This window comes from Nocardia sp. NPDC002869, assembly GCF_046764065.1.
Lineage (GTDB): Bacteria > Actinomycetota > Actinomycetes > Mycobacteriales > Mycobacteriaceae > Nocardia > Nocardia rhamnosiphila.
The window spans coordinates 14,904-30,870 of record NZ_JBKOOL010000058.1 but is presented as its reverse complement, the minus strand read 5'-3'; the positions used below and the strand labels follow the sequence as shown (position 1 = coordinate 30,870).

Annotated in this window: 15 protein-coding genes; 11 read left to right on the top strand and 4 right to left on the bottom strand. The window is 69.6% G+C overall.

The annotated features are described in order from the left end of the window. Positions 1-85 precede the first annotated feature (85 nt). The 4 genes from ACLML9_RS13500 (at position 86) to ACLML9_RS13485 (ending at position 4,180) form a co-directional block, all read left to right on the top strand. Positions 86-1,060, top strand: coding sequence for an aldo/keto reductase (locus ACLML9_RS13500; protein WP_411945838.1), 975 nt, complete (start codon positions 86-88; stop codon positions 1,058-1,060). Positions 1,061-1,111: 51 nt separating this feature from the next. Then, the gene (locus ACLML9_RS13495) at positions 1,112-2,149 is read left to right on the top strand and encodes a hemin ABC transporter substrate-binding protein (RefSeq protein ID WP_411945837.1); all 1,038 of its coding nucleotides are present in this window, start codon (positions 1,112-1,114) and stop codon (positions 2,147-2,149) included. Between the two features lie 70 nt (positions 2,150-2,219). Further along, entirely contained in the window at positions 2,220-3,302 is a 1,083-nt protein-coding gene (locus ACLML9_RS13490; protein WP_411945836.1) for a FecCD family ABC transporter permease, read from the top strand. Continuing rightward, on the top strand, positions 3,299-4,180 hold the full coding sequence (locus tag ACLML9_RS13485) for a heme ABC transporter ATP-binding protein (RefSeq protein WP_411945835.1): 882 nt from the start codon (positions 3,299-3,301) through the stop codon (positions 4,178-4,180). The genes ACLML9_RS13490 and ACLML9_RS13485 overlap by 4 nt, the downstream gene beginning before the upstream one ends. Positions 4,181-4,184: 4 nt before the next feature. On the opposite strand, the gene ACLML9_RS13480 is transcribed toward ACLML9_RS13485, so the two are convergent. From ACLML9_RS13480 to ACLML9_RS13470, 3 genes are read right to left on the bottom strand one after another with little or no spacing between them, the layout of a single operon-like run. Then, on the bottom strand, positions 4,185-6,305 hold the full coding sequence (locus ACLML9_RS13480) for an MMPL family transporter (protein ID WP_411945834.1): 2,121 nt from the start codon (positions 6,303-6,305) through the stop codon (positions 4,185-4,187). 17 nt (positions 6,306-6,322) lie between these two features. Next, on the bottom strand, positions 6,323-6,883 hold the full coding sequence (locus ACLML9_RS13475) for a hypothetical protein (RefSeq protein WP_411945833.1): 561 nt from the start codon (positions 6,881-6,883) through the stop codon (positions 6,323-6,325). A 20-nt stretch (positions 6,884-6,903) separates the two neighbouring features. Beyond that, entirely contained in the window at positions 6,904-7,254 is a 351-nt protein-coding gene (locus ACLML9_RS13470) for a hypothetical protein (protein ID WP_036512174.1), read from the bottom strand. 125 nt (positions 7,255-7,379) lie between these two features. On the opposite strand from ACLML9_RS13470, the gene ACLML9_RS13465 reads away from it, so the two are divergent. From ACLML9_RS13465 to ACLML9_RS13455, 3 genes are read left to right on the top strand one after another with little or no spacing between them, the layout of a single operon-like run. Continuing rightward, positions 7,380-8,447: a YncE family protein gene (locus ACLML9_RS13465; protein WP_411945832.1), complete on the top strand. Its 1,068-nt coding sequence runs from the start codon at positions 7,380-7,382 to the stop codon at positions 8,445-8,447. Further along, a complete protein-coding gene (locus tag ACLML9_RS13460; RefSeq protein WP_411945831.1) occupies positions 8,447-8,713 on the top strand; it encodes a DUF5703 family protein in 267 nt (88 codons plus the stop codon). The genes ACLML9_RS13465 and ACLML9_RS13460 overlap by 1 nt, the downstream gene beginning before the upstream one ends. A 5-nt stretch (positions 8,714-8,718) precedes the next feature. After that, positions 8,719-9,795 (top strand): quinone-dependent dihydroorotate dehydrogenase, encoded by a 1,077-nt coding sequence (locus ACLML9_RS13455; protein ID WP_411945839.1) that lies wholly within the window; start codon positions 8,719-8,721, stop codon positions 9,793-9,795. A 13-nt stretch (positions 9,796-9,808) separates the two neighbouring features. Here the strand turns inward: ACLML9_RS13455 and ACLML9_RS13450 are convergent, their stop codons facing one another. Beyond that, complete coding sequence (locus ACLML9_RS13450; protein ID WP_411945830.1) at positions 9,809-10,189, bottom strand: hypothetical protein; 381 nt, start codon at positions 10,187-10,189, stop codon at positions 9,809-9,811. Between the two features lie 365 nt (positions 10,190-10,554). Between ACLML9_RS13450 and ACLML9_RS13445 the strand changes: the two genes are divergently transcribed. The 4 genes from ACLML9_RS13445 (at position 10,555) to ACLML9_RS13430 (ending at position 15,893) form a co-directional block, all read left to right on the top strand. Further along, on the top strand, positions 10,555-12,054 hold the full coding sequence (locus ACLML9_RS13445; RefSeq protein WP_411945829.1) for a carbohydrate kinase family protein: 1,500 nt from the start codon (positions 10,555-10,557) through the stop codon (positions 12,052-12,054). 558 nt (positions 12,055-12,612) lie between these two features. Then, complete coding sequence (locus ACLML9_RS13440) at positions 12,613-14,091, top strand: UbiD family decarboxylase (protein WP_411945828.1); 1,479 nt, start codon at positions 12,613-12,615, stop codon at positions 14,089-14,091. Continuing rightward, on the top strand, positions 14,088-14,660 hold the full coding sequence (locus ACLML9_RS13435) for a UbiX family flavin prenyltransferase (protein ID WP_411945827.1): 573 nt from the start codon (positions 14,088-14,090) through the stop codon (positions 14,658-14,660). Before ACLML9_RS13440 ends, ACLML9_RS13435 begins: the two co-directional genes overlap by 4 nt. A gap of 66 nt (positions 14,661-14,726) precedes the next feature. After that, positions 14,727-15,893 (top strand): LLM class flavin-dependent oxidoreductase, encoded by a 1,167-nt coding sequence (locus tag ACLML9_RS13430; protein ID WP_411945826.1) that lies wholly within the window; start codon positions 14,727-14,729, stop codon positions 15,891-15,893. Positions 15,894-15,967 lie beyond the last annotated feature (74 nt).

The window sequence follows — 15,967 nt, the reverse complement described above, 5'->3', positions numbered from 1 at the left end:
GTCGGCGGACCGCCACCGCGCGAACACGCTCTAGGCTGGGCGCCGTGAGGATTTGTCGAACCGTGCCGGACACGGAGACTCGGTGATGGAACAGCGCACCGTCGGCCGCAGCGGGCTGCGGGTTTCCCGGATCGGGCTGGCCACCCATACCTGGGGCAGCCACACCGACCCCGATACCGCCGCCGCGCAACTGATCGCGTTCGCCGAATCCGGCGGCACTCTCGTCGACACCTCCCCCGCCTATGCCGGCGGGGCCGCGCAACGGATCCTCGCCGACCTCCTCGGCGATCTGGTGTCGCGCGACGAGCTCGTCCTGTGCGCCGGTGCGGGTCTGGTCCCGTATTTCCCGTCGGTCCCCGCGGGCAGCGACCCGCCGCCGCCCGGGCAGGCGCGGATCACGGTCGACTGCTCGCGCCGCAGCCTGCTGCGGCAGCTGGACCGCACCCTGCTGGAACTGGGCACCGACCACTTGGACCTCTGGCAGATCACCGCCTGGGACGCGAGCACCCCGCTGGACGAGATCGCCGCGACCCTGGAATACGCGATCACCTCCGGGCGCACCCGCTACGCCGGTGTCCGCGGCTTCACCGCCTGGCAGCTGGCCAGCCTGGCCGCGGTCAGCCCGGTCACCGCCGTACAGACACCGTATTCGCTGCTCACCCGCGGCGCGGAGGACGATACGGCGCCGGCCGCCGCGCACCACGGCGCCGGGCTGGTGGCCACCGCGCCACTGGCGGGCGGCATCCTCACCGGGAAATACCGGGACGGCGTCCCGGCGGATTCCCGCGCCGCCGACGAGGCGACCGCCGCCGAGATCCGCGGCCGCCTCGACGACGACCGCGCCACCGCCGTCGTCGACGCTCTGGTCACCGCCGCCGACGGCCTGGCCACCTCCCCGCTGGCGGTCGCACTGGCGTGGGTGCGGGACCGGCCCGGGGTCGCGAGCATGCTCGTCGGTGCCCGCGATATGGGTCAGCTCACCGGGGTCCTGGCCGCCGAAACGCTGGAACTGCCGCGGGCGATCGCCGCCGCCCTCGACGACGTGAGCTCCACCCCGTAGTGCGGGGGCGGGCGAGCACCGGCCACACCCGCACGGATTAGCCTTGCCTTCATGAGGTATCACCGGGTCCGCTCCGGACGGGCGCGCGCACTGCTGGCAGGACTCGCGGCGGGCCTGCTCGTACTCACCGCCGCCTGTGACAGCCCCGAACCCGCCGGCGCCGCCACCCGGCAGGGTCCGGCCACCGCGGTCCTCGCCGACCTGGATCCGGTACCGATCACTCCGCCGCCCACGCCGGTCCTGCCGGCCACCGTCCGCTCCTTCGACGGCGCCGATGTCACGGTCGCCGACGCGAGCCGGATCGTCGCCGCCGATCGGTACGGCACCCTCGCCCAGATCGTCTGGGCGCTGGGCCTGGGCGAGAACCTGGTCGGCCGCAGCACCGCGGCGGCCTTCCCCGCTGTCGCGCAGCTGCCGAACGTTACCGGCGGCAACGGCGCCCTGAACGTGGAATCGATTTTGGCGTTACGACCCAGTGTGTTCCTCACCGACACCACCAGCGCATCCCCGGCGGTCCGGGAACAGTTGCGCGCCACCGGGATCACCGTCGTCTACTTCGATCCGGAACGCACCATGGAGGGCGTGGTCCCGCAGATCGAGGCGGTCGCCGCCGCCCTCGGGGTGCCGCAGCGCGGTCAGGAACTCGGCCGCCGCACCAGCGACGAGATCGCGGCCGCCTCCGCCGCCGTACCCGCCCCGGATCCGCGGCTGCGCATCGCGTTCCTGTACCTGCGTTCCAGCGCCATCACCATGCTCGCCGGGCCCGGCTCCGGCGCCGACGCGCTCATCGCCGCGCTCGACGCCGAGGACGCCGGGCAGCAGGCCGGGCTGACCGAACCGTTCACCGCCATCACCAGCGAAGCCATGATCGCGGCCGCTCCGGATGTGCTGCTGGTCATGACCGACGGGATGAAATCGATCGGCGGAGTCGACGGGATCTCCCGGATCCCCGGCATCGCGCAGACGCCGGCGGGCCGCAACAAGCGGATCGTCGATATGTCCGACGCGGTGCTGTTGTCGTTCGGGCCCAATACCGGCCGGGTCATCTCCGCGCTGTCCGACGCCGTATACGGCCGGACCGGCGCATGAGCGAGTCGGGGCCAGAGGCGGCAACGCAGCGTAACCACGGAGGGCCCTCGATCACACCGTCGGATGCAGCATGACCGTCGACCTGGAGAAACCACCCGCACCCCTGCATACCGGTCACCCCCGCCGCCGCGTGGTCCTCGCCTTCACCGTCGCTGTCGTGGCGCTGGTGGTACTGGCCCTGGCCTCCGCCGCCATCGGGCAGGTCCCCACCACGCCCGCCGAGGTCGCCGGCAGCGTCGCGCACCGGATCGGCCTGGACTGGGGTCCGCTGCCCGCCCACCCGGCCGGGGAGGTCACGCTGTGGGAGGTCCGGTTCCCGCGCGTGGTCCTGGCGATCCTCGTGGGCGCTGCCCTGGCCACCGCCGGCGCGCTGCTCCAGGGTGTCTTCGCCAATCCGCTCGCCGAACCCGGCGTCATCGGAGTGTCCTCGGGTGCGGCGGTGGGCGCCGGGACGGTGATCGTGTTCGGCGGGGCTTTCGTGGCCGCCTGGGCGGTCGCGGCGGCCGCATTCGCCGCCGGACTGATCACCACCGCCCTGGTGTACGTGCTGTCGCGGGCGAACGGCCGCACCGAAGTGGTGACCCTGGTACTCACCGGTGTCGCGATCAACGCGTTCGCCGGCGGGCTCATCGCGTTCCTGCTGTTCGTCGCCTCGCCCGCGGCACGCGATCAGATCGTGTTCTGGCAGCTCGGCAGCCTCAACGGCGCCACCTGGGATGCGGTCACGGTCGTCGCGATCCTGACCGCCGCGGGGATCGCCGCCGCGGTCCTCGTCGCGCCCCGGCTGGACCTGCTCGCGCTCGGTGAATCCGCGGCCCGTCATCTCGGCGTCGATGTGGAACGGTTGCGACGCACGGTGATCGTGATCGTCGCCGTGCTGACCACCGCGGGGGTGGCCTTCACCGGCATCATCCTGTTCGTCGGCCTGATCGTGCCGCATGTGGTGCGGATGGTCGTCGGCCCCGGCCACCGGGCCCTGGTCCCGGTCAGCGCGGTCACCGGTGCGGTGGTGCTCCTGGCCGCCGATGTCGCCGCCCGCTCTCTGGTCGACAACGCCGACCTACCGCTGGGCATGCTCACCTCGCTCATCGGCGCCCCGTTCTTCTTCTGGCTGCTGCGCCGCACCCGGGCCCGGGCGGGAGGCTGGGCATGACCGCGGAAACCACCACCCGGCGCGACGGGCTCACCGGGTTGCTGCGGCGCAGTCACGATCTGCCCGGCGCCCCGGAACCGGGCCGCGTCACGCTGCGCGCCCGGGGAGTCACCCTCGACCGGCACGGGGGCGGCGGCGGGACACGGCGGGTACTCGACGACGTCGATTTCGAGGTCGCCGCCGGAGAGGTCGTGGCCCTGGTGGGACCCAACGGCGCCGGGAAATCGACCCTGCTCGCGGTACTCGCGGGGGAACTGGACCCCGGCCGGGGCAGCGTCGAACTCGACGGCCACCCGCTCGACCGGTGGACACCCATCGATATGGCCCGCCGCCGGGCGGTGCTGCCGCAGTCGCATACGGTGGGCTTCCCGTTCAGCGCCGCGGAGGTGGTCGCCATGGGGCGCGCACCCTGGCAGCGCACCCCGCACGCCGGCCGCGACGACGAAGTGATCGCGGCCGCCATGGCCGCCACCGACAGCACCCACCTCGCCGGCCGGTCGTTTCCGAGCCTGTCCGGCGGGGAACGCGCGCGCGTCGCGCTGGCCCGGGTGCTGGCCCAGGACACCGCGACCCTGCTGCTGGACGAACCGACCGCCGCCTTGGACCTGGGGCATCAGGAAGCCGTGCTCGCCCTCGCCGCGGACCGCGCCGCGGCCGGTGCCGCGGTGGTGGTCGTCCTGCACGATCTGGCGTCCGCCGCCGCCTACGCCGACCGTGTCGCGGTACTGGACGACGGACGCGTCGCCGCCGCCGGGCCCCCGCGCGAGGTCCTCACCGGCGAGTTGCTCAGTCGCGTCTACCGGTACCCGGTCGAGGTTCTCGACCACCCGGACACCGGTGCGCAACTGGTGCTGCCCGCCCGCCCCGCACGCGGCTGAGGCGTCATTGCGGCCGGGCGGCGCGTGATCCAGGACGCCAGACGAGTTTCAGCACGGCCGGGGTCAGCAGCATCCGGACGACCGTCGCGTCCAGCACCAGGGCCGCGATCATGCCGTAGGCGATGTACTTCATCATCACCAGCTCCGAGAAACCGAACGCGCCCGTCACCACGATGAGGATCGCCGCCGCCGAGGTGATCACCCCACCGGTGTGCGCGATCCCGTACCGGATGGCCTCCGGTGGGTCGGCTCCCGCGGTCCGCGCCTCCACCACCCGCGACAGCAGGAACACCTCGTAGTCGGTCGACAGCCCGAACACCACGGTCACGATCAGCACCAGCACCGCGAACATCAACGGCCCCGGCGTGAAATCGAACAGCCGCGCCCCGTGCCCCTCCACGAAGATCCAGGTCAGGATGCCGAGCGTGGCGCCCAGGCTCAGCGCCGACATCGCCACCGCCTTCACCGCCAGGGTCAGCGACCGGAACGCCGCGTACATCAGCGCCAGTGCCGCCGCCACCAGTGCGGCCGCCAGCAGCGGCAACCCGTCGAGCAGGCCGTGGATGCTGTCGCGTTCCAGCGCCGGCACGCCCGCCACCATCACCCGCACACCGTCCGGCTCCTCGATACCGCGCAGTACCGCGATCGCGGTATCGGCGGCCCGATCGTCGACCAGCCCCGCCTGCAGCACATTGATCCCGGCACGGGTGGGAGCGGCGGGTTCGAACGGACCCGTCAGCCCCGGAGTGGCATTGGCCTGCAGGCGGATATCGCTCAGCTGGGACGCGTCCGCGCCGGTCACGACCAGGCGCAGCGGTTCGGTCCGGAAACCCGGGAACAGCGCGTCGAACTCCTCCTGCGCCAGCCGCGCCGGATTGTCCTGCGCCAGATACTTCTCGCTCAGGCCCCCGAACTCGATATGCCGGAACGGCACCATCAGCAGCAACAGGCCCAGCACCACCGGTACGATCACCGCCCACGGCCGCGCCATCGACCACCCCGCCAGCCGGGAGAAGATCCCGCGATCGATCTCGGCCTCGGTCCCGGCCCGCGCGAACCGCCGCCACTGCCACAGATCGATCCGCGGGCCCGCGATCGCCAGCATCGCCGGTAGCGCGGTCACCGACAGCACCGCCGCCAGCAGCACCGAACTGATTCCGCCGTAGGGCACCGACCGCAGCACCCCGTTCGGGAAGATCAACAGCGCGCCCAGGCTCACCGCGATGATCGCCGCCGAGAACAGCACCGTGCGGCCCGCCGTGGCGACCGTCCGCGCCACCGCCTCCTCCGCAGCGCGACCCGCGGCCAGTTCCTCCCGGAACCGGGTGACGGTGAACAGCCCGTAGTCGATCGCCAGGCCCAGACTCACCAGCGTCACCACGGCACTGGCGAAAACGTTCACCTCGATATAGCCGGTGAGCAGCCGCATGATGCCCTGGGTGCCCAGGATCGTCATCCCGCCGATCAGCACCGGGAGCATGGCGGCCACCACGCCGCCGAACACGAAGTACAGCAGGATCGCCACCAGCGGCAGCGCGATCATCTCCGCCCGCCGGATATCGTCCTGCATCCCGGTGTTGATGCCCTCCACCACCGGCTGCAGGCCCGCCGCCTGCACCGTCGTACCGGCGGGTCCGGTACCGGGACCGTCGGCCGCCAGTTCGCCGACGATCGCCTGGTAGTTGTCGACGGTCGCCGACCCTTCACCCCGCAGGCCGATACTGGCGAACGCGTGAGTGCGTGAATCGTCGGCGAACTGCCCGGACAGCGCGCTGTCCCAGTAGCTGTCGATCCGCAACACCCGGTCGGGATGGTCGCGCAGCAGCCCGGCCAGCTGGGCGGTCACCCCCGCCCGCACCTCCGGATCGTCCACGGTGCGCCCCGGCGGCGCGGTATACAGGGCGATCACATCGCTGTCGGTGTCCCGGCCGAAGGTCGCGTCGGCCAGTTTCGAGGCCGCCACCGATTCGCTCGACTCGTCGAACCACCCCTCCTGGGTCAACCGGTCCGCGAGATCCCGGCCATACAGACCCGATGCCGCCACCAAGGCCAGGAAGACCACGAGTACCGCGATCCGGTGCCGGTACACGAAACGACCCCACCGATGGGATTCCGCCGGGTACATCCGCGCGCGCCCGCCGCCTAGCCGCACGCCGCGGTTCGGTAATCGGCCGAACGCAGGATCCCGCACAGATCGGTCCGCGACAGCTTCCACGCGCCGTCGAGATAGATGAAATGCACCACGGTGGTACGGACGGCCGTGCCGGAGCCGTCCTTGTCCAGTCGCAAGGTCGCGGTCACCGTACCGTCGTGGTTGTCGAACACCGGATCGGTGACCCCGTACACGGCCCGCGGATTGTCCTGCAGCGCCTTGTACATATCGGGGATCGCCTGCGTGAACGCGTCCCCATCCTCGATCAGCGCGGTCCGCTCGGAATCCGGCAGCGCCGGATCCAGCGCCCGTTTGATCTGCCCGTCCAGTTCGGCGGCCGTCGGGAGCGAGCGGGACGCGAGCTCCTGCGAGGTCGCCGCTGCGGACGAGGACAGCGCGGCCTTCGCCGAGGATCGCGCCGCCGCCACCGCCGCCTCGTCGACCCCGGACCCACAGGCGGTCACCGAAACCGCTCCCACGAGCAGAATGACGAGTGACATGAATCCGGCGCGCGCACCGCGCACCAGCCGGAAAACAGATGTGTACCGCATCACGTCATGAATACCATCATTCACTGCATACCTTCGATCACCGACCCGATCCGGGCCAGCAACGCCCGCACGGTCGGAACATTACGGCCTCGCGGCGGCGGCTCGGCGGCGGGGAGCAGATCGCGCACCAGTGCCACCACACTGCGGGTGTCGTCGAGATCGGTATCCGTCACATGGGTTTCCGCGACGGCGACCACATCCTCGGGCCCGGGCACCTCCTCGGGATGGAGATCGGGCCGATAGACCTCCAGGCGCAGTGTCGCCCGCACCGTGCGGAACGCGAACGAGCGCCCGTCACCGGTACGACCGAATCCGTGCGCGAACGGGCCCGTGGTCACCTCGTCGGCGGAAAAACCCGGCACCTCGTGCATCGTCAACTCCTGACCTCCGCACCGTCTGATCCGTACGTTAACCCGGCCCGCACCGGAGCCCGGCTGCCGACACCCCACATACCCCGCTGGCACCGCCGCCAACCCCGTCGTGATCAGATAATCGAATGCAGCATCGGTCGTTTCCGGACACAGAGCACCGGGTCCGGCGCCGGAGACCACGCGGTACCGTCGCCGCGTTACTGCTCACCGCAGTCGTCGCACTGACCGGCTGTTCGGGCGACGACGAGCCCGGCCCCGGCGACGTACCCACCCGCGAACCGGCGACACCGGCGGTTTCACCACCGGTCACCACCGCCCCCGCGGGGCAGGTCTATCCGGCCCCGACCGCGCTCACCGCCCTGGTGGGCGACCCGGGCAGTGGAAACCTCGCCGGCCTCGACCCCGCCGGAACCACCCTCACGGTCTTCACCCCGGCCACCGAGCCGCCCACGACCCATGAGGTACGACTACCGGCCCCGGCTGCGGCGATCGCCGCCGGCACCGCCGGGGAGATCCTCGCGGCCGCCGACGGCGCGATCCTGCGCGTCGACGCCGCGACCCGCGCCGTCACCCGTATTCCCGTCGACGGCGCGCTGCGCAGTGTGCGCTCCCGCCCGGACGGCACCCTGATCGCCGGGACCGCCGACGGCCGGGTCCTGCTCCTCGACCGGGAGGGCCGCGTCCAGCGGACCGTGTCCGGTCTGGTGTCCGCCGACGCGATCGCCCTCACCGGTGACACCCTCGCCGTACTGGACCGCCGTCAGACCCTGCTCACCGAGATAACAGCCGGTGCGGAGCGGCTCGGGCTCGCGCTCCGGGCCGGGGCCGGGGCCGTGAACCTCGTCGAAGCGTCCTACGACCGGGTTGTTGTCACCGATCCCGACAGCGGCCAGCTCCTGGTCTTCACCACCGATCCACTCGTGCTGCGTCAGCGCTACCCGGTAAGATCGTCGCCTTACGCACTCGCCTACGACCGGCGTTCTGACACCGTATGGGCGACGTGCACGCAGAGCAACGAGATCGTCGGCTACGACCTGTCGACGGGAACACCGCGCGAGGTGGGCCGATATCCGACGATCCGGCAGCCGAACGCGGTGACCGCCGACGACACGACCGGCGATCTCTACATCGGCTCCGCGACCGAACCGGGTCTGCAGCGCATCCCCGCGGACCAGCGCAAGAGAGGGCAGTGATGGCATCCACTCGACGTGCAGCGACCTCGCGCACCACGCTCCCGGCCACCTGGGAGACAAGCGGCGACGACTACGAGTACATACCGCTGCGCCTGCCGCCCGATGTCACGCGGGTCACCGCCTCGATGCGGCTGGCGATCCAGGCCGAGTACGGCGGCTGGGAACTCTCCCGCGTCCGCGCCTACACCGACGGCAGCCGCCGCGTCCTCTTACGCCGCCGCAAAACCGCGCTGACCAGCCCCGCGGGGCATTCCATGGAGCTATGAGCGTGCTGTATCGATTACTGCTGCGGGTCATGTTCCTGGTCCCGCCGGAACGCATCCACCGCCTCGTGTTCGGGGTGATCCGCGCGGCCACCGCACTCGCCCCCACCCGGGCCCTGTTGCACCGGTTGTTCGGCGTGGACGATCCCATCCTCCGCACCACCGCTTTCGGGGTGGAGTTCGCCGCCCCACTCGGGATGGCCGCCGGATTCGACAAGGACGCGACCGGAGTCGACGCCTGGGGCGCACTCGGCTTCGGGTTCGCCGAAATCGGGACCGTCACCGCCGCCGCCCAACCCGGCAACCCGCAACCCCGCCTGTTCCGGCTCCCCGACGACCGGGCCCTCATCAACCGGATGGGTTTCAACAACCACGGCGCCGCGGCCGCGGCCGCCCGGCTGCACGAACGGAAGACGAGCGTGCCGATCGGCGCGAACATCGGCAAGACCAAGGTGGTCGACGCCGCTCACGCCGCCCAGGACTACGCCACCAGCGCTCGGCTGCTGGGCCCGCTCGCCGATTTCGTCGTCGTCAATGTCAGTTCGCCCAATACCCCGGGGCTGCGGGATCTGCAGGCCGTGGAATCACTGCGCCCGGTCCTCACCGCCGTGCTCGACAGCGTGCGGGTCCCGGTACTGGTGAAGATCGCCCCCGACCTGTCCGACGAGGATATCGACGCGGCCGCCGATCTGGCGATGGAACTCGGCGTGGCCGGTATCGTCGCCACCAACACCACCATCGGCCGTACCGGGCTCGCCAGCGACCCCGACAAGGTCGCCGCGATCGGGGCCGGTGGACTGTCCGGCCCGCCGGTCGCCGACCGCTCGCTGGAAGTGCTGCGGCGACTGTACGCCCGGGTCGGCGACCGGCTGGTGCTGGTCTCGGTGGGCGGGATCGAAACCCCCGAGCAGGCATGGGAACGAATCCTGGCCGGGGCTTCGCTGCTGCAGGGTTACACCGGCTTCATCTACGGCGGGCCACTGTGGACCCGGCGCATCCACCGCGGTATCGCGGCCCGGCTGCGGGCCGGTGGTTATCGCAGCCTGGCCGACGCCGTGGGCGCCGGCCACGCCGCGCACCGCTGAGCGGACCGGCCACTCACGCGGCGGAACCGCTACGGATGGCGCCGGGGCCGCCCCGATGCGGAACCGCGCCCGGCGGCAGCCGATCGTGCATGAACTGCGACTCCAGCAGCCGGGCCTCCACTCGGTTCGCCAGCAGCACGACCACCTGCTCCCAGACCAGGCCGAGCAGATCCACCGATTCGGCGGCACGGACCATCGCCGTCTGGTCGTACACCAGCGCGGGATCGGACAATGTCTCGTCCACGGCCATACCGGCATAGGCCTGCTCGAACGACAGATCACGGCCGGGCAGCCAGCTCAGCCGCCACCACGAGCCGTGCCGGGTCTGCACGCGTTCGGCGAGTTCGGGGGAGATACCGCTGGTCATCAGCCAGTCGGTGATATGGATGGTCACAGCTGCCTCCTCAGGGGCTCGGCACCGAGACCGGGCCGGAGTAACGGCCGGTACGGCATCGCTGCCGTCAGGAATGGCGGATCGAAGGACGCTCAGCGCGTCTGCACAGAGGATGGCTCGGGGTCCGCGCTCACTCGATCGATACCTCGTAGCGCCTCGCCACGACGTCCGCCGACCAGGGATTTCCTTACTGCGATCACCAGGGCCTCCCGTCCTCTGGATCGAGGGAAAACTCTCTGTCAAGTCTGTCATTTGACAGTCCGCCGGTCAATGCGGATGCCAAACGCCCCTTGCACTATGGTTATTGCCACCGGTGACCATGCTGAAACCCAAGCGGGCGACGGACCAGCTGAAAGGCGTGCCACATGGTTCCTCACGACGACACGGCAATCGTCGCGATCCGCGATATCTTGACCCGGCTCTGCAAACGGTCCGGCCTCAGCTCGGAGCGGCTGCGGACAACCGAGATCGATATCAGTCCCCTTCTCGACCTTCCCGTGGTCAGGCGATACGCGGACGACCACGGGAGCACCCGGCTCCAGGCCGTCCTCCCGGTCGTACGCGAACACGCGCGCCGATTGCCGCCCACCCACCGTGTGATCACGGACGCCGAATTGTCTCTGGGCCTGCTGGAGGGGACAGACGAGCCCGACCTCGATCGCGCAGCGCTCTACTCCCAGGATCTCGGCGCACGCCGCGAATATCTGTCGGCGCACTGGCGTCGGCTACACGAACTGGCGTCCGCCGACTCCATACCGCCGGCTCCCACTGTGCGCTCTCTGCGCGCGACCCCCGAACGCCGTGCTTTCACCGCCCTCGCTGCGTTACTGGTCACCGGCGCGGTTCACACCGACGATCGATACGGCCGTGGCCCCGCACGAGCGAGCATCGGGACCCTCACCGTTATCGGTGACGCGGTGATCGACCACGTCTACCAGGTGGATACCATTCCCGACGCTCGCGGTTTCGCGCGTGGGCGTTTCACGGCGAATCCGGGCGGCAAGGGGCTCAATTGTGTCGTTGCTGCGGCGCGCCTGGGCATCGACGTCAGGTTCATCGCCGCTGTCGGCGATGACGAGGGCGGTCGGCGCATCCTCGATTACCTGCGATCCGAGAACATCGACACCTCGCTGGTAAAGATCGTCCCGAAGACTGCCACACCGATCACCGCCCTGATCGTGAATCGCACCGGCGTCACCGGCACAATCGCGTGCACTGACGACCGGATCCGGCTGACCGACACCGAACTCACTGCTCCGCTCGTCCGGTCCGCCCTCACCGATTCCGACGCGGTTCTCATCACTCTCGAGCCCCCGCTTCCGGTGATCGAACAGGCTCTGGGCACTGTCCAAGCCCTGGCCGACCGCCCACCGGTACTCGTCACCTCCGCGAAGGTCGACTCTCCACAGGTTCTCTACCGCTACCTGCCCTATGTGGACTATCTGATCGGTTCGCTTCGAGAACTCGATTACCTCGTTCCCGAAGTCCCTGCTCGCTCCGCTCCCCATATCGCGGAGCAGCTACGAATGCTCGGCGCCCGCGCCGTATGCGTAGTAGAAGAATTCGGATGCACGGTACGCTCCGACCGCCTCACACTCGACATCCCCCGCATGCAGGCCGCGGCCCTCACGGATATCCCCGGCTCACGGTCCGCCTTCGTCGGCGCCCTCATCTATCGCCTGCTGTCGGTGGCCGGCGACCAGGGAAGGCCGGACCCGCAGCGCCGTGTCGCGGATGAACACGACTTCGCCTGGGCCACCGCCGCCATGGTCGCAACGCAGGCCTTTGCCGGGGACATACCCGGCACGATGCCGACTGTCGACGAGGTGGATCGAATCATCCGGCTGACCGCCGAGAGCCACTGATCGATAGCGGCGTATGCCGGCGAGTGTGCGGGGTGGGAAAGTTCACCACCGCCCATTCGGCCTCGATCCGGCACGCGTAGGCCACCGGCCCCCGCTGCCGGCCCCGGCACGTCGACGTCCTCCGGGTGCGTGGGTGTATACGGCCGGGTGTGACGGGAGCGCCTTTATCGCGCCAGGCCGAACGCCGTGACGGCGTCACCGCAGCGATCCGGGGGTAGCGACACAGCAACCGAAGCCATCGACGTCCGGCGCGGTGGTGACCGGAGCGGCGGAACGATCGACCTCGACGCACCTCGGCCGGCGGCGCTTGCCTTACTTGAAGCCATACCATAAGTTAGCTATTGGGTAACTGACCCTTGAGCCTATGGCCCCGGCAGCCCGGTGCCGTATCGCCAGGGCCCCGCTGTGAGATCTGCCGAGACGTGTGTTCACTCCCCGCTCGAATCCGGATCGACGCGCGACCGGAGGTCACCCGGTCGACGCCCGGGATTTCGTGCGGGATGCCGTACCGCTGGTTCGTCGCTCTGTCGGAGATCGATCGGATTGGAGACATCGGGCATGATCGAGACGCCGGACCTTCGGGGTTTTCTGAATCGGCTGCGTGAGCTGGGCGAGCTGTCCGAGATCGACGAGCAGGTGGACTGGGACCTGGAAATGGGTGCCATCACCCGCTATTCGAGCGAGCGAGGCGAGCCGGCGGTGTTGTTCAACCGGGTCCGCGACACCGTCGACGGGATGCGCGCGCTCGGCATTCACCTCGGAGCGAGCAAACAACCCGGGCTGCGGTACGCGCGGATCGCGGTGGCGCTGGGTCTGCCCGAGTCGGCGTCGGCGTCGGAGATCGTCGCGGCGATCGTTGCAGGTCGCTCCGCGCCGGGGATGAAGCCGGTGGTGGTCGACAAGGATTCCGGCCGCATCCACGTCCGGTACGGCACGGACATCGAGATCGACAACTTGCCCTTGCCCTACATCCACGACGGCGACGGCGGCCGGTACCTCAACACCTTGGGCGTGACGATCATGCGCTCACCCGACGGTGAGTGGACGAACTGGTCGGTAGCGCGGGTTCAGGCCATCGGCGGCAACCGCGCTGTCGGTGTGGTGGCCCCGTTCCAGCACATCGGCAAGATCCATAAGCTGTGGGCCGATCGGGGCCTGGACATGCCCGTCGTGTTGTGCATGGGAGTGGACCCGCTGGCCTTGTTTGCCGGTGGCGGGCCCCTGCCCGACAACGTCGACGAAGTCGATTTCCTCGGTGCCTACACCGGCCGGCCGATCGAGCTGGAGCAGGCCGAGACCAACGACCTGTTGATCCCGGTCAGCGCCGAGCTGGTGCTGGAGGGCTCGATTTCGCAGAGCGAGGTGGCCACCGAAGGCCCGATGGGCGAATATGTCGGGCTGATCTATCAGGCGTCCTCGAGATCGCACCGTTTCGTGTTCACCTTCGACAAGCTGGCCTACCGCGACAACGCGATCGTTCCCTTCGACGCCGCGGGCGAGCCCCCGGAGGAGAACCACACGGTGTGGGGTGTCATGACCGCCGCCGAGTCGCTGTACCTGCTGCGTGAGGCGGGGTTGCCGATCACCGACGCGTGGGTGCCGTTCGAAGCGGTCAACAACTGGCTGGTCGTGTCGGTGCCGGTCGGATTCGCCGTCCAGGAGGACCAGGACGCGCTGCTGGACAGGATCGGCGACGTCGTCTTCCATTCCAAGGCCGGTTTCCCCCTCAAATCCATCCTCGTCGTGACCGACGACCTCGACATCCACGATCCCGACGAGTTGATCTGGGCACTGGCCACCCGGCATTCGCATTCGCGGTCGATGGGGGTGTTCCACAACGAAACCATCTGGGCGGTGTCGCCGTTCATCAGCGGTGTGAACGGTCAGGCCGGCGTGGACAAGGTCGTGTTCAACCTGTTGCCGCCGCCGGGGGGGACGATTCCGCCGCGCACCAAGTTCGAGGTCAACTATCCGCCCGCGGTGAAAGCCGCCGCGCTGCAGAAGCTGCGCACCGCCCGGGACGGACAACACGCATGAGCCCGCCGGAGCCGCGGCGCCTCATCGTGGGGGTATCGGGGTCGAGTGCCCCGCAGCTCGCCGACACCTTGTTGCGGGCCCTGCGCGAGATACCCGACGTGCAGACGCATCTGGTCCTGACCCGTGGTGCGGAGCTGTCCATCAAGATGGAAATGGACATGGCCGCCAGTGAGTTCGAAGAGCTGGCCGACGTCGTCTACGACCCGGGCAATTTGAGTGCGGCGATCTCGTCGGGTTCGTTCACCACGATGGGCATGGTGGTGATCCCGTGTTCGATGAAGACGCTGGGCTGCATTGCCAACGGGATCTCCGTCGATCTGGTCGCCCGCGCCGCCGATGTATGCCTCAAAGAACGACGCAAGCTCGTGCTGGTCACCCGCGAGACGCCGCTGAACCTGGTCCACATCCGCAATATGGAGACCGCGACACTGGCCGGCGCGGTGGTGTTTCCGCCGGTGCCGGCGTTCTACCACCGTCCTGCCTCCATCGACGACCTGCTCAAACAATCCGCGGGCAAGGTTCTCGATCAATTCGGTATAGCGCACGACCTGTTCCAGCGGTGGAAGTAGCGGCCGCGTCCCTGGAGCGCGGTCACCTCCGACCTCCGACCGATTGCACGGAAAGGCGGACCCGATATGCGGCTCGGCGCGTTCCTGATCAACTCCCATCCGCCGGAGCGGTCCATCCACGACGGCCACCAGGAGGATCTGGCGCAGATCATGTTCCTCGAACAGGCCGGTGTCGACGAGGTCTGGATCGGGGAGCACTACACCGCCCGATGGTCTCCGTGCCCGGCGCCGGACCTGCTGATCGCCCAGGCACTGATGATCACCAACCGCATCCGGCTGGGACCCCTCGGACACCTGCTGCCCTACCACCACCCCGTCGAACTGGCGCACCGGGCAGCGTATCTCGACCATCTCAGTGGCGGCCGGTACCAGTTCGGTGCGGCGATCAGCGCGCTGCCCACCGACCGGCAGTTGTTCGCCATCGACCATCGGCCCGGCCTCAACCGGGACATGACGTTCGAAGCCCTCGACATCATCGACCGCCTCTGGACCGAGGGCCCGACCGAGTTCCGTGGCATGTTCTGGAACACGGGTAGCCCGGACAGTCCGCTGCCCGCACTCGACTATTTTCTGCGGCCGCTGCAACGCCCCCGCCCGCCGATCGCGATGGCCGGTATGACCGCGGGTTCGGCGAACCTGCGGCTCGCGGGCGCGCGTGGCTACCTGCCGGTGAGCCTCGCGATCACTCCGGACGGCCGGCAGCTGGCGCGGCAGTTCGACACCGTCGCCGACGGCGCGGCCGCTGCCGGGCGTATCGCCGACCGCGGTCGATGGCGGATCGTGCAGGACATCGTGGTCGCGCCCACCGACAGCGAGGCCCGGGAACTGGCTCGACACGGTGCGATGGCGCGCTGCTGGAGCGAGTTCCTGCTGCCGCTGTATCTGCACCTGGGACTCGGGCCGCTGTTGGGGGCGCTGCCGGACGGCACCGTCGTCCCCGACGACGAGATCGACCTGGATTATCTGCTCGAGCATCTGTGGCTGGTCGGATCCCCCCGGACCGTCGCCGGGAAGATCGACGAATTAACACGCGCGACAGGCGGTTTCGGCACGCTACTGCTCACGTGCTACGACACGGCCGAGGAACGCGAAACCTGGCAGCGCTCGGTCCGGCTGCTGACCACCGAGGTGCTGCCGCAGTGCCTCGAATCCGACACCGGCGCGCCCGGATCGGCCGCCACCATAACGCAGCGACCGGCAACAGCCGGTCGCCGCGCCGACGGAACCGCGTGACACGGTCGGTTCAACCGCCCGGAGACCTCGCCGAAACAGAACCGACGTCCGGTACCCAACCCTATTTCCCGGTG

What these genes read in the sequence shown, in the direction of transcription:
- ACLML9_RS13475 (WP_411945833.1), bottom strand. Translation starts at nt 6,883, where the DNA reads ATGCGGTACACATCTGTTTTCCGGCTGGTGCGCGGTGCGCGCGCCGGA.
- ACLML9_RS13445 (WP_411945829.1), top strand. Translation starts at nt 10,555, where the DNA reads ATGGTTCCTCACGACGACACGGCAATCGTCGCGATCCGCGATATCTTG.
- ACLML9_RS13435 (WP_411945827.1), top strand. Translation starts at nt 14,088, where the DNA reads ATGAGCCCGCCGGAGCCGCGGCGCCTCATCGTGGGGGTATCGGGGTCG.
- ACLML9_RS13500 (WP_411945838.1), top strand. Translation starts at nt 86, where the DNA reads ATGGAACAGCGCACCGTCGGCCGCAGCGGGCTGCGGGTTTCCCGGATC.
- ACLML9_RS13470 (WP_036512174.1), bottom strand. Translation starts at nt 7,254, where the DNA reads ATGCACGAGGTGCCGGGTTTTTCCGCCGACGAGGTGACCACGGGCCCG.
- ACLML9_RS13440 (WP_411945828.1), top strand. Translation starts at nt 12,613, where the DNA reads ATGATCGAGACGCCGGACCTTCGGGGTTTTCTGAATCGGCTGCGTGAG.
- ACLML9_RS13430 (WP_411945826.1), top strand. Translation starts at nt 14,727, where the DNA reads ATGCGGCTCGGCGCGTTCCTGATCAACTCCCATCCGCCGGAGCGGTCC.
- ACLML9_RS13480 (WP_411945834.1), bottom strand. Translation starts at nt 6,305, where the DNA reads ATGTACCCGGCGGAATCCCATCGGTGGGGTCGTTTCGTGTACCGGCAC.
- ACLML9_RS13465 (WP_411945832.1), top strand. Translation starts at nt 7,380, where the DNA reads ATGCAGCATCGGTCGTTTCCGGACACAGAGCACCGGGTCCGGCGCCGG.
- ACLML9_RS13490 (WP_411945836.1), top strand. Translation starts at nt 2,220, where the DNA reads ATGACCGTCGACCTGGAGAAACCACCCGCACCCCTGCATACCGGTCAC.
- ACLML9_RS13485 (WP_411945835.1), top strand. Translation starts at nt 3,299, where the DNA reads ATGACCGCGGAAACCACCACCCGGCGCGACGGGCTCACCGGGTTGCTG.
- ACLML9_RS13495 (WP_411945837.1), top strand. Translation starts at nt 1,112, where the DNA reads ATGAGGTATCACCGGGTCCGCTCCGGACGGGCGCGCGCACTGCTGGCA.
- ACLML9_RS13460 (WP_411945831.1), top strand. Translation starts at nt 8,447, where the DNA reads ATGGCATCCACTCGACGTGCAGCGACCTCGCGCACCACGCTCCCGGCC.